25 protein-coding genes are annotated in these 22949 nt (G+C 73.9%); 10 read left to right on the top strand and 15 right to left on the bottom strand.

Features of this window, described 5'->3' with window-relative positions:
- Nucleotides 1-20 precede the first annotated feature (20 nt).
- Nucleotides 21-422, bottom strand: coding sequence for a DUF3662 domain-containing protein (locus tag ACF07N_RS24470; protein WP_383336381.1), 402 nt, complete (start codon nt 420-422; stop codon nt 21-23).
- Between the two features lie 54 nt (nt 423-476).
- The gene (locus ACF07N_RS24465; RefSeq protein ID WP_392116549.1) at nt 477-638 is read right to left on the bottom strand and encodes a hypothetical protein; all 162 of its coding nucleotides are present in this window, start codon (nt 636-638) and stop codon (nt 477-479) included.
- A 160-nt stretch (nt 639-798) separates the two neighbouring features.
- Between ACF07N_RS24465 and ACF07N_RS24460 the strand changes: the two genes are divergently transcribed.
- The 3 genes from ACF07N_RS24460 to ACF07N_RS24450 all read left to right on the top strand — a co-directional run bounded on the left by ACF07N_RS24460 (nt 799) and on the right by ACF07N_RS24450 (nt 4965).
- On the top strand, nt 799-1716 hold the full coding sequence (locus ACF07N_RS24460; RefSeq protein ID WP_383349445.1) for a MurR/RpiR family transcriptional regulator: 918 nt from the start codon (nt 799-801) through the stop codon (nt 1714-1716).
- 260 nt (nt 1717-1976) lie between these two features.
- A complete protein-coding gene (locus ACF07N_RS24455; protein ID WP_383349442.1) occupies nt 1977-2357 on the top strand; it encodes a hypothetical protein in 381 nt (126 codons plus the stop codon).
- 196 nt (nt 2358-2553) lie between these two features.
- The gene (locus ACF07N_RS24450; protein ID WP_392116545.1) at nt 2554-4965 is read left to right on the top strand and encodes a SpoIIE family protein phosphatase; all 2412 of its coding nucleotides are present in this window, start codon (nt 2554-2556) and stop codon (nt 4963-4965) included.
- Between the two features lie 269 nt (nt 4966-5234).
- Here ACF07N_RS24450 and ACF07N_RS24445 read toward each other — a convergent pair whose 3' ends face one another.
- Nucleotides 5235-5732 carry a flavin reductase family protein gene (locus ACF07N_RS24445; protein ID WP_392116542.1) on the bottom strand — a complete coding sequence of 166 codons (498 nt, stop codon included), beginning with the start codon at nt 5730-5732 and terminating at the stop codon, nt 5235-5237.
- Nucleotides 5733-5797: 65 nt separating this feature from the next.
- Nucleotides 5798-6625: a peptidoglycan-binding protein gene (locus ACF07N_RS24440; protein ID WP_392116539.1), complete on the bottom strand. Its 828-nt coding sequence runs from the start codon at nt 6623-6625 to the stop codon at nt 5798-5800.
- A gap of 147 nt (nt 6626-6772) precedes the next feature.
- Here ACF07N_RS24440 and ACF07N_RS24435 point away from each other — a divergent pair, with 147 nt between their 5' ends.
- A complete protein-coding gene (locus ACF07N_RS24435) occupies nt 6773-7483 on the top strand; it encodes a TetR family transcriptional regulator (protein WP_392116536.1) in 711 nt (236 codons plus the stop codon).
- A 150-nt stretch (nt 7484-7633) separates the two neighbouring features.
- Entirely contained in the window at nt 7634-8047 is a 414-nt protein-coding gene (locus ACF07N_RS24430) for a Zn-ribbon domain-containing OB-fold protein (protein ID WP_383336389.1), read from the top strand.
- 42 nt (nt 8048-8089) lie between these two features.
- On the opposite strand, the gene ACF07N_RS24425 is transcribed toward ACF07N_RS24430, so the two are convergent.
- Together ACF07N_RS24425 and ACF07N_RS24420 are read right to left on the bottom strand one after the other, a co-directional pair.
- Nucleotides 8090-8476 (bottom strand): PPOX class F420-dependent oxidoreductase, encoded by a 387-nt coding sequence (locus ACF07N_RS24425; RefSeq protein ID WP_392116533.1) that lies wholly within the window; start codon nt 8474-8476, stop codon nt 8090-8092.
- 30 nt (nt 8477-8506) lie between these two features.
- Nucleotides 8507-9685, bottom strand: a complete 1179-nt coding sequence (locus ACF07N_RS24420) for a MalY/PatB family protein (RefSeq protein ID WP_392116531.1) — start codon at nt 9683-9685, stop codon at nt 8507-8509.
- Nucleotides 9686-9709: 24 nt separating this feature from the next.
- On the opposite strand from ACF07N_RS24420, the gene ACF07N_RS24415 reads away from it, so the two are divergent.
- Nucleotides 9710-10699, top strand: coding sequence for a hypothetical protein (locus ACF07N_RS24415; protein WP_392116528.1), 990 nt, complete (start codon nt 9710-9712; stop codon nt 10697-10699).
- A 135-nt stretch (nt 10700-10834) separates the two neighbouring features.
- Nucleotides 10835-12190, top strand: a complete 1356-nt coding sequence (locus tag ACF07N_RS24410; RefSeq protein ID WP_392116525.1) for a S1 family peptidase — start codon at nt 10835-10837, stop codon at nt 12188-12190.
- 226 nt (nt 12191-12416) lie between these two features.
- On the opposite strand, the gene ACF07N_RS24405 is transcribed toward ACF07N_RS24410, so the two are convergent.
- The 5 genes from ACF07N_RS24405 to ACF07N_RS24385 all read right to left on the bottom strand — a co-directional run bounded on the left by ACF07N_RS24405 (nt 12417) and on the right by ACF07N_RS24385 (nt 16350).
- Nucleotides 12417-12602, bottom strand: coding sequence for a hypothetical protein (locus ACF07N_RS24405; protein ID WP_392116522.1), 186 nt, complete (start codon nt 12600-12602; stop codon nt 12417-12419).
- A 153-nt stretch (nt 12603-12755) separates the two neighbouring features.
- Nucleotides 12756-13451 (bottom strand): L,D-transpeptidase family protein, encoded by a 696-nt coding sequence (locus ACF07N_RS24400; RefSeq protein WP_392116519.1) that lies wholly within the window; start codon nt 13449-13451, stop codon nt 12756-12758.
- A gap of 180 nt (nt 13452-13631) precedes the next feature.
- A complete protein-coding gene (locus ACF07N_RS24395; protein WP_392116516.1) occupies nt 13632-14546 on the bottom strand; it encodes an SDR family oxidoreductase in 915 nt (304 codons plus the stop codon).
- Between the two features lie 89 nt (nt 14547-14635).
- Nucleotides 14636-15265 (bottom strand): MBL fold metallo-hydrolase, encoded by a 630-nt coding sequence (locus ACF07N_RS24390; RefSeq protein WP_392116513.1) that lies wholly within the window; start codon nt 15263-15265, stop codon nt 14636-14638.
- Nucleotides 15265-16350, bottom strand: a complete 1086-nt coding sequence (locus tag ACF07N_RS24385; RefSeq protein ID WP_392116510.1) for an S-(hydroxymethyl)mycothiol dehydrogenase — start codon at nt 16348-16350, stop codon at nt 15265-15267. Before ACF07N_RS24385 ends, ACF07N_RS24390 begins: the two co-directional genes overlap by 1 nt.
- 163 nt (nt 16351-16513) lie before the next feature.
- Here ACF07N_RS24385 and ACF07N_RS24380 point away from each other — a divergent pair, with 163 nt between their 5' ends.
- Nucleotides 16514-18304: an ABC transporter ATP-binding protein gene (locus ACF07N_RS24380; protein WP_392116507.1), complete on the top strand. Its 1791-nt coding sequence runs from the start codon at nt 16514-16516 to the stop codon at nt 18302-18304.
- A 41-nt stretch (nt 18305-18345) separates the two neighbouring features.
- Here ACF07N_RS24380 and ACF07N_RS24375 read toward each other — a convergent pair whose 3' ends face one another.
- Nucleotides 18346-18633: a hypothetical protein gene (locus ACF07N_RS24375; protein WP_383349412.1), complete on the bottom strand. Its 288-nt coding sequence runs from the start codon at nt 18631-18633 to the stop codon at nt 18346-18348.
- A gap of 139 nt (nt 18634-18772) precedes the next feature.
- Here ACF07N_RS24375 and ACF07N_RS24370 point away from each other — a divergent pair, with 139 nt between their 5' ends.
- Nucleotides 18773-19138 (top strand): nuclear transport factor 2 family protein, encoded by a 366-nt coding sequence (locus tag ACF07N_RS24370; RefSeq protein ID WP_383336401.1) that lies wholly within the window; start codon nt 18773-18775, stop codon nt 19136-19138.
- 35 nt (nt 19139-19173) lie between these two features.
- On the opposite strand, the gene ACF07N_RS24365 is transcribed toward ACF07N_RS24370, so the two are convergent.
- A complete protein-coding gene (locus tag ACF07N_RS24365; protein ID WP_392116504.1) occupies nt 19174-19359 on the bottom strand; it encodes a hypothetical protein in 186 nt (61 codons plus the stop codon).
- A gap of 776 nt (nt 19360-20135) precedes the next feature.
- On the bottom strand, nt 20136-21026 hold the full coding sequence (locus tag ACF07N_RS24360) for an NAD(P)-dependent oxidoreductase (RefSeq protein ID WP_392116501.1): 891 nt from the start codon (nt 21024-21026) through the stop codon (nt 20136-20138).
- A 136-nt stretch (nt 21027-21162) separates the two neighbouring features.
- Here ACF07N_RS24360 and ACF07N_RS24355 point away from each other — a divergent pair, with 136 nt between their 5' ends.
- Nucleotides 21163-22170: a GlxA family transcriptional regulator gene (locus ACF07N_RS24355; protein ID WP_392116498.1), complete on the top strand. Its 1008-nt coding sequence runs from the start codon at nt 21163-21165 to the stop codon at nt 22168-22170.
- A gap of 54 nt (nt 22171-22224) precedes the next feature.
- Here ACF07N_RS24355 and ACF07N_RS24350 read toward each other — a convergent pair whose 3' ends face one another.
- Entirely contained in the window at nt 22225-22884 is a 660-nt protein-coding gene (locus ACF07N_RS24350) for a TetR/AcrR family transcriptional regulator (RefSeq protein ID WP_392116495.1), read from the bottom strand.
- Nucleotides 22885-22949: the final 65 nt, after the last annotated feature.

Raw genomic sequence — 22949 nt, 5'->3', positions numbered from 1 at the left:
CCGCGCCTCCGGTTCGGCGTTCAGTGGGCGGCGTGGAAGAAGCCCGCGGCGCTCACATGGGGCATCACCCTGCTGGCCACCCGGTAGCGGCCGTTGGGGACCTCGGGGCACCTCGCCACGTGGACCGCCAGGGGACCCGCCCACTCGTAGCCGCGGCGCTCGGCGTGCCGGGACAGGCTGTCGGTGAGGGCCTGGCCCACGTCGGCACCGGAGCGGGTCAGGTGCTCGTGGACGTCGTCGGGCAGTTCCACGTCATAGGCGTTGGGGACCATGACCCGGCCCTCGGCGCACACCACCGCGTTGTCGTCGCACTCGCGTCGCAGGGCGTCGACCACTTCGACGGGTTCCTTGTCGAAGACTCGCGCCCACAGTGCCTCCCATCGGTTCTCCAGGGTCTCTTCCAGCGCACTCAGCGCGCCCATGCGGTCTCACCTGCCGGAAACGTCGTCGGTTCGGTTGCGGGGGGCCGGAGCGGGCTACCGCTCGTCGAAGTCGTCGGGGCGCACCTCGGCCTCCTCCAGGGCCTCGCGCATCGTGCGGCCGGTCGCGCCCTGCGGGCGTTCACCGTTTTCGTCCTGCTGCCGCAGGACCTCGTCCGTGGTCTCGGTCTTCGGCCGGTTCTCCTCGGGGACGGTCATGGCGGTGACTCCTCTCAAGATCCTCTGCGGGGGCGGGTTCCCGCCCGGCCTCCGGGTATCCCCGCCGGGGGCAGCTCATGTGCTCCGGGCGGGAAGCCCTGGTCACCACGGTGCGTGGGCTATGTTGAACCCGACCCTGGGAGACGAAGGAGGCACACCGGTGCCATCGCCGCAGCAGGCACGCGCACAGGCATCCGCGATCACCTCGGGGAGGACCGCCCCGGAAGCGGAGCTCTCCCCGTCCGCCCAGCTCAGGTCGCTCTTCGACCGGCCGCGTCTGTCCCCGGGGCAGCGGCGCATCGCCCAGTACCTCATCGAGCACATCACCGAGGCGGCGTTCCTGTCGATCACGGACCTCGCCGACCGGGTCGGGGTGAGCCAGCCCTCGGTGACGCGGTTCGCCTCGGCGGTCGGCTTCAGCGGGTACCCGGCGCTGCGCGAGAAGCTCCAGTCGATCGCGCTGGGCACCCTCGCCGGTGGCCCCCCGGAGGAGAACCGGGGCAACGAGCTGCAGGCGGCGGTCGACGCCGAGATCGAGAACCTGGAGAACCTGCGGCGCGACTTCGCCGATCCGGGCCTGGTCATCGACATCGGCCGCGAGTTGTCGTCGTCGGCTCCCCTCACCGTCCTCGGGCTGCGCATCTCCGTCTCCCTCGCCGAGTACTTCGGCTACGCCGCGCGCCGGATCCACCCGGACGTACGGGTCGTCACGCGCGGCGGCAGCGTCGCCTACGACGCCCTGCTGCAGTCGCGTGAGGCGGGCGGCACCTGGGTGCTGGCGTTCTCCATGCCCCGGCACGCCCAGGAGACGCTGACGGCCCTGCGGGTCGCGCGGGGCGCCGGGCTCAAGGTCGCGCTCGTGACCGACCTGGCCCTCGGACCGCTCGCCGACGAGGCCGACGCCGTCTTCGCCACCGGCACCGGTTCGCGCCTGGTCTTCGACTCCTACGCCGCCCCCGGCGTGGTGTGCTCGGCGCTGCTCCAGGCCATGACGGACGCCGACCCGGAGCGGACGCAGGCCCGGCTGGACGAGTACGAGCAGGTCGCCGACCAGCACCAGTTCTTCCTCCGCGACTGAGCCGCACGCCCCCGGTGCCCGAGGGCCCCGCCCGCAACAAAGCGCGCATGAATGTTTTCATGCTTCTTGCAAACCGGTTGGCATATATAAATACTGCTCACGGATCGCGACCCGGCCGGTTCCGGCTCCGTTCCGCACCCGTGGCAGCCGAGTCCTACCCGCTCCGGCGGCCCGGGTGTCCGTGGCGGCCCCGGTCATCCCCTAGGCCGGGGCCGCCCCGACCCGTCGTCCACCCTCACGACGCCGCACACCCGGAAGCGATGATCATGCCCCTGACGTCCACGCGCATCAGCCCGGACTGGCCCTGCCAGGTCAAGACCCCCGGGAGCTACGACTGGGAGCGCTCGGCGGCCAAGTGGCTGCGCGAGCTCGTCCCCGCGCGCTACGCCGGCTACCCCGTGTTCGTCCGCCACCCGGTGCTCCTCGCCCGGCACGCCCACATCCAGGTGCAGAACGAACTGCGGATCGCCCGCACCGCCCTGCAGACCGCCCGCGCCGACCTGCCCGGCCTCGGCCTGCACGAGGGCGTCATCGAGCACACGATCAAGCTGTACGCGGCCGAGGTCATGCAGTTGCAGCACATCGCGCGCAGCGTCCGGGCCGTCACCCAGGCCCTGGTGGAGGCCGGCCGCCACTCCTGAGCCCCGCACGCTTCACCCGGGCCCCTGCCCGGCACCTGCCGGTGCCGGCGTACCCGGTGACGCCGCGGCTCAGCCGGCTGCCGCCGCTGTGGCCGGGTCCGCGCGCCGGCCGCCGGCGCCCGGCGCGACGGTGCGAGCGGTGGACCCGTGAGGCAGGTGCGTCCCAGGCCACCAGACGCTCTTCGAATCGGGCCGGATGTGCCATGCTCGACGCGTGAGCGAGTCCGTGACACCGGCCGGGTCCGGTGGCGCACCGGACCTGGTCGAACTGGCCAGGATCGTCGCCCGGCAGCGCGCCGAGCTGGACCGGCTGCGCGACCAGGCGGCGACGTCGGCCGTCGTGGAGCGGGCCAAGGGCGTGGTGATGGCGCTGACCGGGTGTTCCGCCGACGCGGCCGGCGAACGGCTGCTGCAGCGGGCCAAGGCGGGCCGCCACACCCTGCTGGAGGAGTGCTGGATCACTCTCGGCCGGCTCACGCCCACGGCGCCCGGACCGCACGCGTCGCCCGGGACCGGCGCGGCGGACTCCCCGGACGCCGGGCGGGCCGTCCTGGAGGAGGGGTCCGCGCCGGACGACGTCGCCGCCGCCCTGGGCCGTCTCGGACAGGCCCTCGTTCGGGTGACGACCCCGCAGGATCTCGCCCGGTGCCTGCTGAACCACCTCGCGCCGGACATGGGGGCGGACGCGATCCTCCTCTACGCCCGCCGGCGCGACGGCGGCCTCGAACTGATCGGGCACGCCGGGGTCGAGGACGAGCTGGCGACCCAGTGGTGCCGGGTGCCGCCGCTGAGCGGGATCGCGGCGCTGGACGCGCTGCGCGCGCGGGAGCCGCGCTGGCTGGAGGACCTCGCCTCGGACGAACGGCGCTACCTGCTGATCGGTGACCCTCCCGAGCGGTGGCGGTCACGCGCCTGGCTGCCGGTCGGGGCCGCGGGCGCCGCCGAGGTCTGCGTCGGCGTGCTGCGCGGCCGGGCCGGCGCGTTCACCCCGCGCGACCGCGCCCACCTGCAGGGGGTCACCGCGCTGTGTGCCGGACGCCTGCGGGTCTTCGACACCCCGGCCGCACGCTCCCCCGACGCCGGCACGGACGCGGTGCAGGCCCTGTTCGACGCGCTGCCGGTCGCGGCCATGCTGCTCACCCCGGTGCCCGGGGCGCCGGGCGGGACCGAGGACTTCCTGGTGGAGGCCGCGACCTCCCAGGTGGGCGATCTGCTGGGCCGCCCCGGCGAGAACCCGGCCGGGCGGCGGCTGCGGGAGTTCCGGTCGGCTCTGGCGGCCCAGCCGCTGTGGCGGGGCTGCCTGCACGTGCTGGCCACCGGGGAGCCGTACGAGGGCGAGCCGTTCGCGCACGAGGAGGTCGTGGCGGACGTCCCCGAGCTGTTCACGTACACGGTGCGGGTGGCGCCGCTGCACGACACCCTGGTCGTCTCCTGGATCCGGCACGGCTCGTCCGACCGGCAGGAACAGCGACTCGCGGACCTGCAGCGGCTGGGCAACCTCGGCTGGGCGAGCTGGAGCCTGACCACCCGCGAGGCCTCCTGGTCGACGCAGGTGTTCACCCTCCTCGGCCGCGACCCCGCGCACGGCCCGGTCGAACTGACCGAGGTGCCGGAACTCGCCCTGCCGGAGGACACCCCGGCGCTCACCCGCGCCGTCGGCGAACTCGTCGAGGAGGGGCGGGCGTTCGACGTGCCGTTCCGGATCAGGACCGGCGGCGGCATCCGGCATCTGCGGCTCGCGGCCGAGGCGGTGACCGACCTGCACGGCAGGCCCGTCGAGGTGCACGGCTTCGTGCAGGACATGACCGCCCGGCGGCGGGCCGAGCTCGCCCTGGTCGAGAGCGAGCGGGCGATCCTCACCCAGCACGACGTGCTCCAGGCCGAGCGGACCCTGGCCTCCCGGCTCCAGCACGCGCTGCTGCCGCTGGCCAACCGGCCGGTGCACCTGGCGGGGCTGCGCGTCGAGGTCGCCTATCTGCCGGCCCAGTCGGGCGTGCACGTCGGCGGTGACTGGTTCAGCGCCATCGAACTGCCCGAGGGGGACGCGCTGCTGGTGGTCGGTGACGTCGCCGGGCACGGCGTGGACGCCGTCGCCACCATGGCCCAGCTCCGCTTCACCGCCAAGGGCATGGTCATCACGGGTTCGTCGCTGACCGGTGCGCTGGCCCGGCTGAACACGCTGCTGCTGCACTCGGGCGACACGCACGCCACGGCGACGATGGTGCTGGCCCGCTACAGCCCCCGGCACCGCCGGCTGGTCTGGGCCCAGGCCGGGCATCCGCCGCCCCTGCTGCTGCGCGACGGCGAGGCGCGGTATCTGCACCGCCCCCGCGGCATGCTCATCGGGGCCAGTGCCACGCCGGTGTACGAGGAGGCGGAGTGCCGTCTCGCACCGGGAGACCGGCTCGTCCTGTTCACCGACGGCCTGGTCGAGCACCCGCCGGAGAGCATCGACCGGGGCATGGAGCGCCTGGCCGAGGCGGTGTCCGCGGCGCAGTCCGAGGGGCCGGTGCCGCTCGGGCCGCTGCTCGCGCGGATGCTGCCGGGGGAACGGCGGGACGACGTGTGCGTGGTCGACGTCCGGGTTCCGGTCGTCCCGGAGCGGTAGGGCGCCTCCGCTGGACGCCCGGCTCGCCGTCCCGCCTCACGAGTCGCCGCGGTGACGCCAGTACCACCACAGCCCCACGACCAAGGCCAGCAGGAACACGGTGGGCAGCACCAGGCCGGGGATGCGGGAGCCGTTCATGGGTGTGGCCTTCGGTTCGCGGCGGTCCGGGCGGCTGGCCCGCCGCCCCGGATCAGGGTGCCGCCGGGCGGGCCGGTGCCCGCCCCGCTTTCCCGAGACGTTGCCCGGCGTTCGAGGCGCGTGCCGCCGGGTCAGTCGACCGGGTGACCCGGATCGATCGTCAGGGCGTCGGAGAGACGCAGCAGCGGCTCCTCGGTCCGGCCGGACGGCTCGTGGCCGCCCCACTCGACGGGGTCGAGCACGAAGCCGATGTGGTCGCCGCCACCGGCGCGCGTCACGATCCGCCCGACGAACCAGGCCGGGGCGTCCGCGAGGACGAGCGCCCCGCCGTACGCCTCGCGCAGCCGCACGCCCCGGAACTTGTCCGTCTCGTCACCGGTGCGGCCGCCGAACAGCTCGGCCAGCCCGTACTGGTCCCGGGTGAGCAGGTGCACGGCGAGGACCTCGGCGCCGCGGGCCACCCGGAAGGTGTGGTTGAGCTCCGACAGCCAGACCACGAAGCGCACGGGTCGCATCGAGCACTGGGAGGCGAACCCGACCAGGCAGCCCGCCCGTTCACCGCCCGCGGACGCCGTGACCACGTACATGTCGGGGTTCAGCCGGTCGATGAACGCGTCCATACCCGCCATGTTCGCATCACCGTCGTGGCTGCCGGCCGAGCGGCTCCGGGTGTCGTGCGGGGGGACACCGCCGCTCAGCGGTACTCCGTGCGGGCCTCCAGTGCGGCGCGGGTGTCGTCGCCGTAGACGCCGGTCTCGTCGCCGCGGATGCCGTACCAGAGCTGGAAGCGGGCGACCGCCTCGGTCAGGGTGGGGTCGTAGCGGCCGCTGGTGGAGCCGTCCCGGTAGACGTCGGGGACGCGCAGCAGGCGTGCCTGGAGTTCGGCCACCTCGGGGCCGGTGGCTCCCTCACGGAGCGTGCCGGGGCCGTCGGGGTCGGCGGCCGGCGGCGAAGGGGTGGGCGTGGGCGCGGCGGCGGACGCCGTGGGGCCGGGTGCGGGGGCGGCCTCGTCCGCGGTGGCCCCACCGCCGCGGAGCAGGAGCGCGCCGCCGAAGCCCAGCAGCGCCGCCGCGACGACGGCCACCGCGACGGCGGCACGGCGTGGACCCGGCCCCTGGTCCGCACCGTGGCGCCCCGCGCCCGGAGGCGCGGAGCCGCGCCGGCCCACCGCGGGACTCGCCGTGCGGCCGGCGCCGTACGCCGGGGCGACGGGCGGGAGTTCCCGCGTCGGGTCCTCGGATCCGGCAGGCGGGCGGGGCGGACCGCCCGGCCCGGCCGGGGGGCGCGGCCGGGTGGCCGGGTCGGACGGCGAACGCGGCGGAACGACGCTCTCGTAGCCACCGGGCTCGTGGTCACCGGGGTCGTGACCGCCCGGCACCGGGCCGCCCGCCGTGCGGCGGGTCTGCTCGTGGTACTCCCGCATCAGTTCCGCCAGCGCGTCGGTGCGGCGCGGTCGCAGGACGCGGATGGGCTCCAGAGGCGGTCCGTCGTGCGGCGGGCGGGGCTCGGACGGTGTCGGCACGCTGCTCTCCTTCGGTCCTGCCCCTCCATACGTGGCCGGCGCGCCGGAAGCTCAACGCTGGCCGAAGGGACGCCGAAAAGCACTCAGTACCCCCATGACGCTGCACCGAGTGCCATTCCGGGCCTCCCGGGTGCTACGTTCCGACACATGAGCTCCGAGAAGGCCGTGGCCGGGAACGGGAAGCCGCCCATGCGGGAGGCGCTGGTGGCGGCGGCCTTCCGGCTGTTCCTGGAACGGGGGTACGAGCAGACCACCGTCGACGACATCGTGGCGCTCGCCGGGGTCGGACGGCGGTCGTTCTTCCGCTACTTCCCCTCCAAGGAGGACGTGGTCTTCCCGGACCACGAGCGGTGCCTGGCCGACATGACGGCCTTCCTCGCCGCGAGCGCCGACGACGACGAACCGGTGCGGCGGGTCTGCGACGCGGCCCGGCTCGTGCTGCGGATGTACGCCGAGAACCCGGCCTTCTCCGTGCAGCGCTACCGCCTCACCAAGAAGGTCCCCGGGCTGCGGGCCTACGAGCTGTCGGTGGTGTGGCGCTACGAGCGGGCCCTGGCCGCGTACCTGCGCCGGCGGTTCGCGGCCCGCCGGGACGGCACGCTGCGGGCCGACGTGATCGCCGCGGCTGTGGTGGCCGCGCACAACAACGCGCTGCGCTCCTGGCTGCGTTCGGACGGGCGGGGCGAGGCGAGTGCCGCCGTGGACCACGCGCTGGCCTACGTGCAGTCCACCTTCGGCGAGACCGCGGTGCCGCCGGCCGGACAGCGGGCCGGCGACGTGGTGGTCGTCGTCTCGCGGCGCGACGCCCCGCTGTGGCGGGTGGTGCAGGAGATCGAGGGTGCGATGGGGCGGACCTGAGGACCCATATCGAGGGTACGGAGTGCCTTTACGAGTGGCACTGAGTGCCATACCCTGTGCTGCGTGCACGGTGGCACGGCGAACCGCGCACGCGTGTGCGCGGGTGACCGCGCCCGCGCAATTCCGGCCGAGTGCAGGGAGTTGACCAGCGTGTACCACCCCTCAGGAAGCGTCACCCAGCAGGCCGCCGGCTCCGCGACGGGTCTGCTCGAAACCAGGAGCGCGGACGCCGACGCCATCCTCTTCCAGCGCTGCACCTGGTGCGGCACCGCCATGTACCACCGGCTGCTGTGTCCGGTGTGCCGTGGCTCCGACCTGCGCACGGAGCGCAGCGAGGGCACGGGCACGGTGCGCCACTCCACCGTCGTGCACCGCAACACCCCCGCCGCGCGCAATGTGTCCCTGGTCGAGATGTCCGAGGGGTTCGTCGTGCGCGGCCGGGTGATGGGCCCGCCCATCGGGATCCACAGCGGGGACCGTGTGCGGCTGTCCACGGCCAAGGACCCGGTACGCGGCGAGCCGGTCTTCCAGCTGCTGGACGAGCCGTACCGGGCCTGGAGCTGACGTCCCGTCACATCCCGCGCCGGCAACGGCGTTCGACCGGTCTCAGGGGGCGAGCACGATCCGCAGGCCGACCGTGCCCTCCGCGCCCCGGCGCAGCCGGCTGCCGAGCAGCGTGAGCCGGCCCGTCAGGCCGTACTTGCGGGCGATCAGCCCGCGGTAGCGGGCGGTGGTGTCCGGGCCGCAGATCTCCGCCCGGGCGGGCACCTGGTCGCCGGTCGGGTTGCCGCGCAGGTCGCAGGGGCCGACCAGGACGTCGGCGCGGTTGCGGATCCGCTTGACCTTCCAGGAGTCGGCCACCGTCCACACACCGAGCGCGTCCCCGTCGCGCACCACCCAGACGGGGGTGGCGACGGGCGTGCCGTTCCTGCGGTAACTGGTGACCAGCAGGTACTTGCCCGCGCCCAGCTCGTCCAGCGTCCTGTCGTCCATGGCGGGCAGTCTACGAGCCTGTCCCCCGGCTCAGGCCGCCGCTGCCGCCATTCTGCGCACCCCCTCCGTGAGCACCTCGGGTGAGGTGGCCAGGTTGAGGCGGGCGTGCCCGGCCCCGCCGGTGCCGAACGGCGGGCCGGAGGTGAGGGCGACGCGGCCGCGGCGCAGGAAGACGTCGGCGGGGTCGTCGCCCAGGCCGAGCGCGCGGCAGTCGAGCCATGCCAGGTAGGTGGCGTCGCCCGGGCGGTAGCGGACCGCGGGCAGGTGCTCGGCCAGCAGGTCCGCGAGCAGGTGCCGGTTGGCGTCGAGCCCGGCCAGCAGTGCGTCCAGCCAGGTGACACCGTCGCGCAGGGCGGCCGTGTGGGCGATGACGGCGACGTGGCTCGGGCCGTGCCCGACCTCCTCCGGCATCCGGGCCAGGTCGGCGGCGGCCCCCGGCCCGGCGATCGCGAGGGCCGCCTTGAGCCCGGCGAGGTTCCAGGCCTTCGAGGCCGACATCAGCGACAGCCCGCGCTCGGCGCCCGGCACGCTCAGGTACGGCACGAAGCCCGTGCCGCCGACCACGAGCGGGGCGTGGATCTCGTCGGCGACGACCCGCACGCCGTACCGCTCGGCGAGCGCGGCGACGGCCGACAGCTCCTCACGGGTGTGCACCGTTCCGGTCGGATTGTGCGGGCTGCACAGCAGGTGTGCGGCCCGCCGGCCGCCCTCGACGGCCTGCCGGAAGGCCTCCTCCAGGACGGCGAGGTCCAGACGTCCGTCCGCCCCGAGCGGGGCCTGGACGATGCGCCGGTCCAGGTGGGTGACGAAGGCGTGGAACGGCGGGTAGACCGGCGGGTTCACGATCACCGCGTCCCCGTGGCCGGTGACCAGCTTGAGCATCTCGACCACGCCCAGCATGACGTCGGGCACGATCGCGGTGCGCCGCACGGCGAGCCCGTCCCAGTCCCACCGCTCGGCGGCGAAGGCGGCCAGCGCCTCGGCGTAGGCGGTGCCGGCGGGGTAGCCGGTGTCGCCGGTCTCCAGCGCCGCGGTGACGGCGCGGACGACGGGCTCGGCCAGCGGCACGTCCATCTCGGCCACCCACAGGGGCAGCACGTCCTCCGGGTGGGTGCGCCACTTCATGCTGGTGCGGCGGCGGAGCTGGTCGAGGCCGAGGACACGCAGGGGGTTCGGTTCACCGGACGTCTCGTGCGGGATCCTGGTCATGGGCACACGATAGGGGGCCGTGCAGTGAGCGGGAATCGTGAGGACGGGGAGCAGGACGGGGCGTCGGGCACGCTCCTGGAGGTCGCCTGCGACGAGTCGGGATCGGACGGCGAGAACCTCACGGGCGGGAACACGGACGTGTTCGCCCACGGCAGCGTGTCGCTCTCCGTGGCGTCGGCCGCGGCGGCCGTCCGCGAGATCCGGGACCGCATCCGTTCTCCGGCGGAGGAGTACAAGGCGAACCACCTGCTGCGGGAGAAGCACCGGGCGGTGCTGGAGTGGCTGCTCACGCCGGAGGGGCCGATCCACGGACGGGCACGGGTGCACCTCATGGAGAAGTCGTACTTCGTCGTGGAGCGGACCGTGGGTCTGCTGCTCGACGGCACGTCCGAGGCGCCCGACCTGTTCCGCGCGGGACGCGGCACCTTCGGGGACGACGGCTGGCGGGCCTTCCTGGAGGCGGCCAACCGGCTGCTGCGGGTCCGCGACAACGGCGACCCCGTGGCCGCCTTCTACGGCACGGTCGACGCCCTGCGCCGCGCGTACCCGGGGACGCGGGCGGCGGAGTTCCTCGGACGGCTCGCCGCGACGCGGGCGCGCGCCGAGGCCTACCGGGCGGGGTTCCTGGCCGGGCCGCCGCTGATCCCCGTGCTCAATCCGCTGCTCCCGGCGATCGTGCGCACGGCCGCGCTGTGGAGCGGGGACGGGCGGCCGGTCCGGCTGGTGCACGACCGGCAGAACATGCTCACCCCGGACCGGATCGCGTGGATCGAGGAGGCGGCCCGGCGGGCCGGCGTGGCCCTGGCCGGACTGCGGCTGGTCGTCGCCCGCGACGACGCGCGGGTGCAGGTCGCCGACTTCCTCGCCGGCATCGCCCGCAAGATCGCCTCCGACGAGCTGAACCGGCGCGGCGACCCGGCGCTCACCGCCCTGCTGCGGCCGTACGTCGATCCGGACTCGGTGTGGGGTGACGCGCGCAGCCGGGCCCGGCTGGCCGCCCCGGTGACCGGCTGACGGCCTGCCCGCCGCTGACCGGATCGGCTGCGCGGTGAACACCGCGCGGTCCCGGCCCGTATGGGAGGAAGGGCGCTCAACTGACGGAGGGCCCCGCGGTGTTCGCACCGCGCTGTTCTGGTTCGGGAGCCCTGCATGAGGCACGCACGACGACGGGTCGTCCGGCGAGTGACACGGCTGGCGGCCGTCGGCGGACTCCTCCTCGGAGGAGTGATGGTCACACGCGCCGTGGCGAGCGAGCCGCCCGACCCGTCCATCGGCGTTCCCTACGCGGCGAAGCCGGCCACCGGCACGGGCACCGATCTGGTCTCCCGGCTCGGCGCCTCCCGCACGGCGGGCAGCTGGGTGGACGCGTCCGGTCGTCCGGTCGTGGCGGTCACCGACGAGAAGGCGGCCGTGGAGGTCGAACGGGCCGGGGCCCGGGCGAAGAGGGTCAGCCACAGCCTGAAGGACCTCAAGTCGGCGACGGCGACGCTGCGTTCGGCACCCCGGGTTTCCGGCACCGCCTGGGCCCTGGACTACAAGAAGAACCAGGTCGTGGTGCGCGGCGACAGTACCGTCTCCGCCTCCGACTGGTCCCGGCTGACCGAGGTCGCGCGGGGCATCGGCGGCTTCGTCCGGATGGAGCGCACCGAGGGCACGTTCACCACGCGGATCAACGGGGCGGAGCCGATCCTGTCGACCGCGGGGCGCTGCTCGGCCGGCTTCAACGTCACCGACGGCAGGAGCGACTTCATCCTCACGGCCGGGCACTGCGGGCCCGACGGTTCCGTCTGGTTCGCCGACGACCGGGGCCGCGAGCAGGTCGGCACCTCGCTGCGGGGAAGTTTCCCGGGCGACGACTACTCCCTGGTGAAGTACGACAGCGGTCGTGCGGGACAGGGCGCGGACGTGGTGTCGATCGGGGACGGCAAGGGGGTGCGGATCACCGGCCTGGCCGATCCCGAGGTCGGGCAGAAGATCTTCCGCAGCGGCAGCACCAGCGGACTGCGCCAGGGGGAGGTGACCGCCCTGAACGCGACGGTCAACTACCCCGAGGGCACGGTCACCGGGCTCATCGAGACCGACGTGTGCGCCGAACCCGGGGACAGCGGCGGCCCGATGTTCGCCGACGGTGTCGCGCTCGGCGTGACCTCGGGCGGCAGCGGCGACTGCGCGGTGGGCGGTACGACGTTCTTCCAGCCGGTGACGAAGGCGCTGAGCGAGCTGGGAGTCAAGCTGATCGTGGCCGAGCGGGCCGGGGGCGGTGCGGGTGCGGAGCCCGCGCCGTCGGCCTCGCAGGGCGCCGCCGCGGCCTCGCCGGGGTCGTCCGCGCCGGTGCCGGTCGCGGACGTCTCGTCGCTGCTGACCCGGCTGACCGACCCGCGCAACGTGGGCCCGGGTCTGCTGGTCATCGCGGGCAGCCTGGTCGCCCTGGTGGCGACCCGCTGGATCCGGGCCGAGCAGGACCGCAAGGCGTACCGGCAGTACTACTCGGCGACTTGGGGATGAGGCCGGGGCCGACACCCAGCCGGGTGACGGCGCCCGGGCGGTCACCGAGGACGAGCACGCCGCACAGCAGATCGGCGGGGCGCAGGGCGCCGCCGGGAACGAGCGAGGCCGAGAGCTTGGGGGACGACGATGCCGTGGACGACGGCCGAGGGAAGTGCGAGAAGGGCACCCATCGGATCAGGGGTGCCCCGGAACGAGGGTCCGATGCCTCGGCGGGACCGGGCGGTCAGGCCGCCGGCGCCGACTGCGGGGCCGCAGCGGCCCACTCCAGGACGAGGCGCTGGTACTCCTCGCGCTGCTCGACGCTCAGTATCCCGCCCGACCGGCGCCACAGGGCCCGGATCTCCTCGTTGACCTCGTCAGCCGATCGCTCGGAAGCAGGTTCAACAGTGGTGGACATGCTGTGAAGCATACGTCGCCTCAGGTGAAGACGATGTGAGTAATCGTGAGGTAAACGGGCATACCGGACAGTGTCGCTGATCACGTCCATCTCCCGGTAAACGTGAGCCAGTTCACGCTTCCACCGGCCCTGAGGGACCGGCCGCCCGCTGCGCCCCGCCGGGGATCAGGTGCCCGGCTTGCGGCCGTAGACGAAGACGTCGTCGCCCTTCTTCAGCAGGGACCAGTACTTCTTCGCGTCGGTCTTGGTCATGTTGACGCAGCCGCGCGAGCCCGGCGGGTTCCACATGCTGACGTTCGCCTGATGGAAGGCCTGACCGCCGTCGAAGAACTGGGCGTACGGCATCGGCACGTCGTAGATGGACGAGACGTGGTCGATGTTGCGCCAGTAGATCTTCTTCAGGCCGGTGCGGGTCTCGTCGCCGTTGCGGCCGGTGCGGACCGGGACGGGGCCGTAGACGAGCTTCTTGCCGTCCTGGATCCAGCTCAGCTGGAGCGTGAGGTTCACACAGGCGATCCGGCCCTTGTTCACCGGGCACTTGCCGTCCTTGTTCGGGTTCGTGCCGACGGCCTTCTGCTTCTGCATCAGGTCCATCACGCCCCAGGTGACGGATCCGGCGTAGCCGATGTTCGGGGAGATGCCGTGCTTGGTCTGGAAGGCCTTGATGGCCTTGCAGTCGGCGGCGGACTGCTTGCCGTCGACCGGACGGCCCAGGAACTTCTCCACCTGCTTCTGGTACGGGCCGGTCTGCGTGGTGCAGCTCGCCGCGGCGGCCGGCGTGGTGCCGAGCGCGAGCGTGAGCGGTGTCACCAGTGCGGTGAGCCCGAGTGCGACGGCACCCCGTCTGCGTACGTCCCCCATGACTGTCTGCCCCTTCGCGTCAGTGGTCTGCGATGTCTGCCAGCTAGACGGCCACGAAGGGGCTCTGGTTGTGCACCCGGCGGGGATGCGACGGAACAGTGACATTCCCCACCGGCGCATGACAGTTGTACGGCTACTTATAGGGCATTTCAGACACATCCCGTTCCGGAGACGTCCATGTCACCGGTAGCCGGTCGTGTCGGCCGGCTTGCCCCTGTCCTGGACCTCGACCAGATAGCGCCAGGCGTCCGGGCGGCTGCCGTCGAGGTCCGTGAAGCCGTACACCTGGGCGAGGCCGCCGCTGGAGAGGGAGGTGCCGTTGAAGCGGGCCACGTCCGGGTCGGCGGCCAGCGCGGCCACCGCCCGGCCCACGTAGCGCGGGGTCTCCGAGATGGCGAAGTGGGGGACGCGTTCCAGGGCGTCGCGCCAGTTGTCCTCGCGCACTCCGAAGGTTTCGAGCATCAGTTCCGAGCGCAGCCAGCCAGGGGTGAGGGCGACGGCGGTGGCGCCTCGCGGGCCGAGTTCGTGACCGAGGGCGAAGGCCATGCGCAGCACCGCGCCCTTGGCGAGGTCGTAGAAGAAGTTCACGCGGTAGTGGTCGCCGTTGTAGTCGGCGGTGCCGTCGGTCATCTCGACGACCAGGCCGCCGGGGGTGCGCAGCAGCAGCGGCAGGGCGTGGTGGCTGGTGATCGCGTGCGTCTCGACGGCGAGGCGGAGCAGGCGCAGGCCGTCGTCCAGGTCGTGCTCCCACAGCGTGCTGTCCCACTCGAAGAGTTTCTCGCCGCCCCAGATGTCGTTGACGAGGACGTCGAGGCGGCCCTGCTCGTCCGCGATGCGGTCGACCAGGGCGCGCACCTGCGCCGGGTCGAGATGGTCGGTGGGCACCGCGATGCCCCGGCCGCCGGCCTCGGTGACCAGGTCGGCGGTGTCCTCGATGGTCTCCGGCCGGTCGTACTCGGAGCGGCGCTCGCGGGTGGTGCGGCCGGTGACGTAGACCGTGGCGCCGGCCGCGCCCAGTTCGACGGCGATTCCCCGTCCGGCGCCCCGGGTCGCCCCGGCGACCAGTGCGACCTTGCCCTTGAGCGGAGCTGACATGTCCGGCCTCCCGTGCCTTCGACTGTGTGCCGGTCTCAGGGTGCCGGGTAAGCCGGACATCTTCTGTCGCCTTTTACGGCGACACGCGATCAGTGGCCCCGGGCGATCCATTCCTCCAGGTGCGGGGCCTCCGCGCCGATGGTGGTGGAGTCGCCGTGGCCGGTGCGGACGGTGGTCCGCGGCGGCAGGGTGAGCAGCCGGTCGCGGATCGAGTCGATGATCGTCGGGAAGTGCGAGAAGGACCGGCCGGTGGCGCCCGGGCCGCCCTGGAAGAGGGTGTCGCCGGTGAAGACGGTGCCGAGGCCCGGGTCGTACAGGCACACCGCGCCCGGCGCGTGCCCCGGGGTGTGGATCACCCTGAGGTCGGCGCCGCCGGCCTCGATGACCTGGCCGTCGACCAGCCAGGCGTCGGGCTCGCGGTCGGGGTGGGTCTGCTTCCACAGCGGCAGGTCGTCGCGGTGCAGCCAGATCGTGGCACCGGTGCGCTCGGCCAGCGCGGGCGCGGCGTCGATGTGGTCGTTGTGGGCGTGCGTGCACAGAATCGCCGTCAGGCGGCGGTCGCCGACGGCCTCGGCGATGGCGTCCGCGTCGTGGGCGGCGTCGATGACGATCGCCTCGTGGTCGTCGCCGACGATCCACACGTTGTTGTCGACGTCCCAGGTGCCGCCGTCGAGGGCGAACTGCCCGGAGGTGACGAGGTGTTCGACGCGCGTGGCCATCAGAGCACCACCACCGAGCGCAGCACGTCACCGTGGTGCATCCGCTCGAACGCCTTCTCCACCTCGTCGAGTGCGATGGTCTCGGTGACGAACGCGCCGAGGTCCAGGCGCCCTTGCAGGTGCAGGTCGATCAGCATGGGGAAGTCCCGGGAGGGCAGGCAGTCGCCGTACCAGGAGGACTTGAGGGATCCGCCACGGCCGAAGACGTCCAGCAGGGGCAGTTCCAGCTTCATCTCGGGGGTGGGCACGCCGACGAGGACGACCGTGCCGGCGAGGTCGCGGGCGTAGAAGGCCTGCTGGTAGGTCTCCGGGCGGCCGACGGCCTCGATGACCACGTCGGCGCCGAAGCCGCCGGTCAGCTCGCGGATGGCCTCGACGGGGTCGGTCTCGCGGGAGTTGACCGTGTGGGTGGCGCCCATGGCGCGGGCGGTCTCCAGCTTGCGGTCGTCGATGTCGACGGCGATGATCCTCGCCGCTCCGGCCAGCCGCGAGCCGGCGATGGCCGCGTCCCCGACGCCGCCGCAGCCGATGACGGCGACCGAGTCGCCCCGGCCGACGCCGCCGGTGTTGATGGCGGCGCCGATGCCGGCCATCACGCCGCAGCCGAGCAGCCCGGCCACCTGAGGGGCCACGGCCGGGTCGACCTTGGTGCACTGCCCGGCGGCTACCAGGGTCTTCTCGGCGAAGGCGCCGATGCCCAGGGCCGGGGACAGCTCGGTGCCGTCGGTCAGCGTCATCTTCTGCCGCGCGTTGTGCGTGTCGAAGCAGTACCAGGGCCGGCCGCGCAGACAGGCCCGGCACGTGCCGCACACCGCCCGCCAGTTGAGGATCACGAAGTCGCCGGGCCCGACGTCGGTGACGCCGTCGCCCACCGCCTCCACCACGCCCGCTGCCTCGTGGCCGAGCAGGAACGGGAACTCGTCGTTGATGCCGCCCTGCTTGTAGTGCAGGTCGGTGTGGCAGACGCCGCAGGCCTGGACGCGCACGACCGCCTCGCCCGGGCCGGGGTCCGGGACCACGATGGTCTCGATCCGCACCGGCTCGTCCTTGCCCGGTGCGATCACACCGCGTACTTCCTGCGCCATGCGCTGACTCCTTCGTCGGCCGGGGTCCGTTCCGCTTCCGACCCTACGCGCGACTGATCGGTAACGGGCACGGATCGGCCACCTGCCGCTCCGGCGAAACGGCAGGCCGCGGATGCCGGCACGGACGTAGCCTGAACGCTCCCCCGGACGCCGAAGGAGCGACGTGAGCATCGCAGAGACCGAGACCGCCCCACCCCCCTGGCGGCTGCTCCTCGGCTACGTGCGGCCGCACCGCCGAGCCCTGCTGGCCGGCGCCGTGCTGTCGCTGGTCACGGGGGCGACCGGGCTGCTGCTGCCGCTGGTGGCGCGGGGCCTGATCGACGACCTGGAGCACGACCGGGCCATCACCGGCGCGCTGCTGGCCATGTCGGGCCTGGTGGTGGCGAACGCGGCGGTGGGCGCGCTGGGTTCGTACGTGCTGCAGCGCACCGCCGAGTCGGTGGTGCTGGGCGCGCGGCGGGCCCTGTCGTCGTATCTGCTGCGGCTGCGGATACCGGCCGTGGACCGCAGCGAGCCCGGGGACCTGATGGCCCGCATCACCTCCGACACGACCCTGCTGCGCGCGGTCACCACCGACTCGCTCGTGGGCCTGGGCACGGGCGGGCTGACCCTCGTCGCGACGGTGGTGATGATGGGCCTGGTCGACGCGGTGCTGCTGGGCGTGACGGTGGCGGTGATCCTGTGTGCGGGCGTGGTCCTCGGCGTGATCGTGCCGCGCATCAACAAGGCGAGCCGGCGGGCGCAGGACGCGGTGGGCGTCATGGGTGCCTCGCTGGAGCGGATCCTCGGCGCGTTGCGCACGGTGAAGGCGTCCGGTGCCGAGCACCGTGAGGAGGTCACGCTGCACGAGGCGGCGCAGGAGTCGTGGCGGCAGAGCGTGCGGGCCGCCAAGTGGTCGGCGGCCGCGGGCAACACGGCCGGGCTGGCCATGCAGATCGCCTTCATCACCGTGCTCGCGGTGGGCGGCGCGCGTGTCGCCACCGGTGCCGTCGACGTGGGCACCCTGGTGGCGTTCCTGCTGTACGTCTTCTACCTGATGTCGCCGATCCAGCAGGTCGTCGGGGCCGTCACGCAGTACCAGACGGGCGCCGCGGCCCTCACCCGCATCCAGGAGGCGCTGTCTCTGCCCGCCGAGCCGGCCGCCGCGCCGGCGCCGCTGCCCTCCCCCGGCGCCGAGCCCGCCGCCGTCGCCTTCGACGACGTGCGCTTCCGCTACGCCGACGACCTGCCCTACGTCCACCACGGCGTGACGTTCGCCGTGCCCGCGCAGGGCATGACCGCGTTCGTGGGCCCCTCCGGGGCGGGCAAGACCACCGTGTTCTCGCTGATCGAGCGGTTCTACGAGCCCGACTCCGGGGTGATCAGGCTGGACGGCCGGGACCTGGCCGACTGGGAGCTGCCCCGGCTGCGCGCCGCGATCGGCTACGTGGAGCAGGACGCGCCGGTCCTGTCCGGCTCCCTGCGGGACAACCTGCTGCTCGGCCACCCGGAGGCGGACGAGGACACCCTCGCCCGGGTGCTGAAGACGACCCGCCTCGACGGACTGGTGGCCCGGCTGCCGGACGGGCTCGGCACGCTCGTCGGGCACCGCGGCACCAAGCTGTCGGGCGGTGAGCGGCAGCGCGTCGCCATCGCCCGGGCCCTGCTGCGGCGGCCCCGGCTGCTGCTGCTCGACGAGGCGACCTCGCAGCTGGACGCGGTGAACGAGGCGGCGCTGCGCGACACCGTCGCGGACGTGGCCCGCACGACGACCGTCCTGGTGGTCGCGCACCGGCTGTCCACGGTGACGACGGCCGACCGGATCGTGGTGATGGACGCGGGCCGGGTCCGGGCCGTGGGCACACACCGGGAGCTGGTGACGGCCGACCCGCTCTACGCGGAGCTGGCGGCGACGCAGTTCCTGGCCGCCGCGGACCGGGCCCCGGCGCAGCGCACCGAGTCCGGGCAGGGCTGAGGGCCGCCCGGAGCCGGGCGGCCCTCACGCGGACGCGGCCGTCAGCGGACGTTCGGGACGAAACCGAAGACCGGGGCGACCAGGCCGGCGACCTGGTTCAGCTGGTTGAGGTCCTTCAGGCGCTTGAGCCCTTCGAGCTGCGCGGAGGGCCGCGGGATCTCGTCCTTGTGCTCGGCGGGCAGGTCGCTCACGGTCAGCGAGTCGAGCGTGGCCATCGGGCTGAGCGGGCTCTTCGCCCCGGCGTCGGCCGCCTGCGCCATCGGCGCGGCGAGGCCGGCGACCCCCGCGGCGAGACCAACGGCGGCGGCGATACGTCGTGTTGAGATCATGCCTTTCGCAACGCCGGCGGCCCCCCGGCGGACACGGGCAGGAGCCCTCGCTCACCCGTCAGGCCCAGCGCCCCCAGCGCTTGCCGGGGCCGCCGGGCGGGTGGAGGCTCGGGAGAGAGACCCTTCGGAGGAGGTCGCCATGGGAACCGCCGCAGACCCCGCCTTCGACCGCGAGACGCTCCGCCGCGGCCTGGAGGGAGACAGCCCGGACATGCTGCTCTCCCTCTACGCCGACGACGCCGAGCTGCGGATCGTGGACCGCACGACCCAGCCCAGCCACCCCAAGGTCCTGCACGGCCGGGACGAGATCGGCCGGATGCTGGAGGACGTCTACAGCCGCGACATGTCGCACAAGCTGGAGCGCTGTGTGATCGAGGGCGACGAGGCCGCCTACTGCGAGAGCTGTGAGTACACCGACGGGGTGCGCGTCCTGTCGGAGTCCATGCTCTCGCTGCGCGACGGCAAGATCACCGAGCAGACGCTGGTCCAGGCCTGGGACGAGTAGGACGGCATCGGCCGCGCTGCCGCGTCCGGGCGTGATCAGCGCATCCAGGCGCTGAACGACAGGACGGCTCCCTTCTCGACGCCGTACCCGGGGTCGGGTGCGGTGAGGGTGCTCTCCAGGCCGAGGACGGCGCCGGTGGCCGGGTCCATGATCAGCATGCGGCGGACGCCGTGCGCCTCGGCCACGTAGGCCTGGCCGTTCCGGCCCAGCCGGTCGGTCACCCGGCCGGCCGGGCGCAGTCGCTCGGCGTCGGCGAGGAGCCGGGCGAGTGCCGCGCTCTCCCTGGCGCCGAGACTCCAGTGGTCGAGCAGTGTCGCGACCGCGTCCAGCAGCTCGGGCGTGGTCAGCGGGGTGTCCGTGTACTGAGCCTCCGTCAGGTGGGCGCGCGGCCGGGCCGGGGCGCGGGGTGGTGGTGACTGGGGCGGGGCGTCGCTCCAGCTCGGCGGGTAGGTGCGGTCGAGCAGGACGTGGCCGTCGTCGACGAGCCGCGGTGTGCCGTCCCTCGTCGGACAGGACGGGGCGGCCGGGGTACCGCGGGTCGGTCGCGACGACGAGCCCGGTGTGGCTGCCGTCGGGCCGCCGGCGCACCATGCGCTGCTCGGGCAGCGTGACCGGCGGCTCGTCGTCCGCCAGCCCGAGACTCCAGGACCGCACGTGCGTGCTCTTGCGCAGCCGGGGCGCGGCGCCGGCCGGGGCCACGGCCGCGGCGCGCTCGGCGAGCCGGTCCAGCGGTACGGGTGCGGAGCCGGTGTCGACCACCAGCGGCCGGGGCGCGGCGACCGCGGGCGGGGTGCCCGGGCCGCTCAGCACGAGAGTGAGCGCCAGGGCGGCGACGGCGGCGGTGGCGGCCAGACCCCAGGCGAGGCGGACCCGTCCGGAACGCGGCAGCAGCCGGACCACCGAATGGCCGGGCCCCGGCGCCGGCCGGTCTCCCGCACAGCCCGACGGCCGGTCACGCCCCTCTCCCACCCGGCCGGCGGCCCCGTTCAGCGTCGGGCTAGGCCGCCGGGCCCCGCGGTGCGGGGCGCAGCACCTCGATCAGGGCGGCGTAGCTGTCCTGGCCGTGGCCCGCGGCGCCCGCCTTCTCCATCAGGGTCCGCAGCAGTTCGGGGAGGGCGTTGTCGATGCCCCGGTCCTGCGCCGCGTGGATCAGATGGCCGATGGCCGCGATCTGCACGTCGACGGTGGCGTCGTCGCCCGGGTAGCGGCCCGCGTCCACCTGGGACGCGTACCGGGTGAGGAAGCCCGCCACCGCCGTCAGCCAGCGGATGGCGACGGGCGTGTAGGCCGCGGCCGGTGTGCCCTCGGCGCCGACCAGGGCCGTGCCGTGCAGCCAGCCGGTCATGGTCGACCACATCAGGCCCAGCAGGGCGGCGTCGTAGAGGGAGGCGAGGCCGGGATCGGTGCCCAGGTACAGGGGGTCGCCGAGGGCCGCCAGGGTGGGGCGGTGGGTGTCGAAGACCTCCTGGGAGCCGCTGTAGAGGAACATCATGGCCGGGTCGCCCACGCCGGGCGGGGTGGTCATGATGGCGCCGTCGAGGTATCCGGCCCCGAGGGAGCCCGCCCACGCGACGGCCTCCCGGGCCTGCTCGGGGGAGCCGGAGGTGAGGTTGACGAGGGTTCTGCCCCGGAGCGCGCCGGCGACGGGGGCGACGACCGTGTGCAGTGCGCCGTGGTCGAGGACGCAGGCGATGACCAGCGGGGAGGCGGCGATCGCCTCCTGGGGCGTGGCGGCGGCGCGGGCGCCGCGCTCGACCAGGGGCGCGGCCTTGTCCGGGGTCCGGTTCCAGACCGTGGTCGGGTGTCCCCGGTCCAGCAGCGCGGCGGCCAGGGCCGCGCCCATCTGGCCCAGTCCGAGGACGGTGACGGCCTGCTGTGGTGCGGTCATGCTGCGACTCCTCGCGTGTGCAGGGGTGTTCGTACGTGCCGGGTGATCACGTGCGTCCACGCTCGCAGGGCGCGAAGATCCGGGACAGTGACAGCGGTGACGGCGTCCACCAAATTCCTGCCATACGCTTCGGGGCATGAGTGCCGGTTCCGTCGCCGTCGTGGTCACCGAGGACATCGGAGTCCCCTCGTGGGATCTGTACGAACTGAGCATCCCCTGCACCGTGTTCGGCAAGCCGCAGCCCGATCTCGCCGACCCCTGGTACGAGTTGAGGCTGTGCCGGGCCGGGGGCGGGAAGACGGAGGGTCCCGGGCTGAGTCTGCGCACGCCCTACGGTCTGGACGGGCTGGTCGGCGCCGGCACGGTGATCGTGCCGTCGGTGCCCGACCCGTGCGTCGAGGAGGGCACGCCGCTGCCGCCGGAGCTGATCGACGCGCTGCGCCGGGCCCACGCGGCGGGCGCGCGGATGGTGTCCCTGTGCACCGGCGCCTTCGCGCTCGCCGAGGCGGGGCTGCTGGACGGGCGGCGCGCGACGGCCCACTGGATGCACACCGCCCAATTGGCCGAGCGTTACCCGAAGGTGGAGGTCGACGCGTCGGTGCTGTACGTGGACGAGGGGGACGTGCTGACCAGCGCGGGGCTGACCGCCGGCCTCGACCTGTGCCTGCATCTGGTGCGGCGCGACCTCGGCGCGCACGTCGCCAACCAGCTGGCGCGCCGGATGGTGGTGCCCGCCCACCGGCCGGGCGGGCAGGCGCAGTTCATCGAACTGCCCGTGCCGGCCGGCGACGACGAGGGCCTGGCGCCCGTCCTGGCCTGGGCCCGGGCCCACCTGGACCGGCCGCTGACCGTCGCCGACCTGGCGCGCCGGGCCGCGATGAGCCCGCGGACCTTCTACCGGCGTCTGCAGGCGGCCACCGGCGCGACGCCGCTGCAGTGGCTCCTCGACCAGCGGCTCGGGCGGGCACGGTCCCTGCTGGAGTCGACGGACCTGCCCATCGAGAAGGTCGGCGAGCTCAGCGGCCTCGGCACGGCCAACAACCTGCGCCACCACTTCCTCAAGCACCTCGGGGTCTCCCCCGGCCAGTACCGGCGGGCGTTCCCCGGGCCGCGGGCGGATCGGCGCGGGTCCGCCCGGGTCTGAACCAGGACCCGGGCCCGCCCGGGTCCGACACCGGTCGCGGGCCCCGGTCCGGGCTCAGCCGTCCGGGCTCCACCCGGGCGGCCGCAGGATGCCGAGCAGCTGGCGGACCAGCTCGTCGACGACCTCGTCCAGGGTCGCGTCCACCCAGCCGGCGCTCCAGTCGTGCAGCAGGCCGTTGACGCTGCCGATGAAGCCGGTCGCCGCGAGGCGGTAGTCACGCGGGGCGGCCTCCCCGCGCGTGGCGGCCTCCGCGGCCTCGGCGCAGATGAGGTCGACCCAGCCGGCGCGGCGGGCGAGCCGCTGCTGCTCCAGGCGCGGGCTCACGCCGATGATCTCGACGAAGGTGATGCGGATCCGGCGCGGGTCCGCGGCGAGGCTCCCCGCGTAGGCGCGGAAGACGGCGGTGACGCGGTCGGGCAGCGGCAGGTCCGCCGCCCGCGCGGCCGCCTCCAGGACCGCCGCCTCGGCCCAGCCGTTGACCTCCAGGTGGAGCGCGGCGAGCACGTCCTCCAGGGTGCGGAACTCCTCGTAGAACTGACGGGTCGACAGCCCGGCCGCCTCGCTGAGCGCCGCGACGGTGGTGGCGCGGAAGCCGGGGGCGCCGCCGAACAGGTCGAGCGCCGCGTCGAGGAACCGCCGGCGCCGCTCGGCCTGCCGCTCCTCGGCGCTCTTGCCGCCGTAACGGCCGGTCGGCGCCCTGAGTCTGCCCGGCACGGCTCTCCCCCGCTCGCTCGAACCCGCTCCTCGTCCGCCCACCGATTTTGTCGTGTACGCGGTCT

The organism is Streptomyces sp. NPDC015242 (assembly GCF_043079125.1).
In the GTDB taxonomy this organism is placed as follows: Bacteria; Actinomycetota; Actinomycetes; order Streptomycetales; family Streptomycetaceae; genus Streptomyces.
This window is presented reverse-complemented; position numbering and strand designations above follow the sequence as displayed.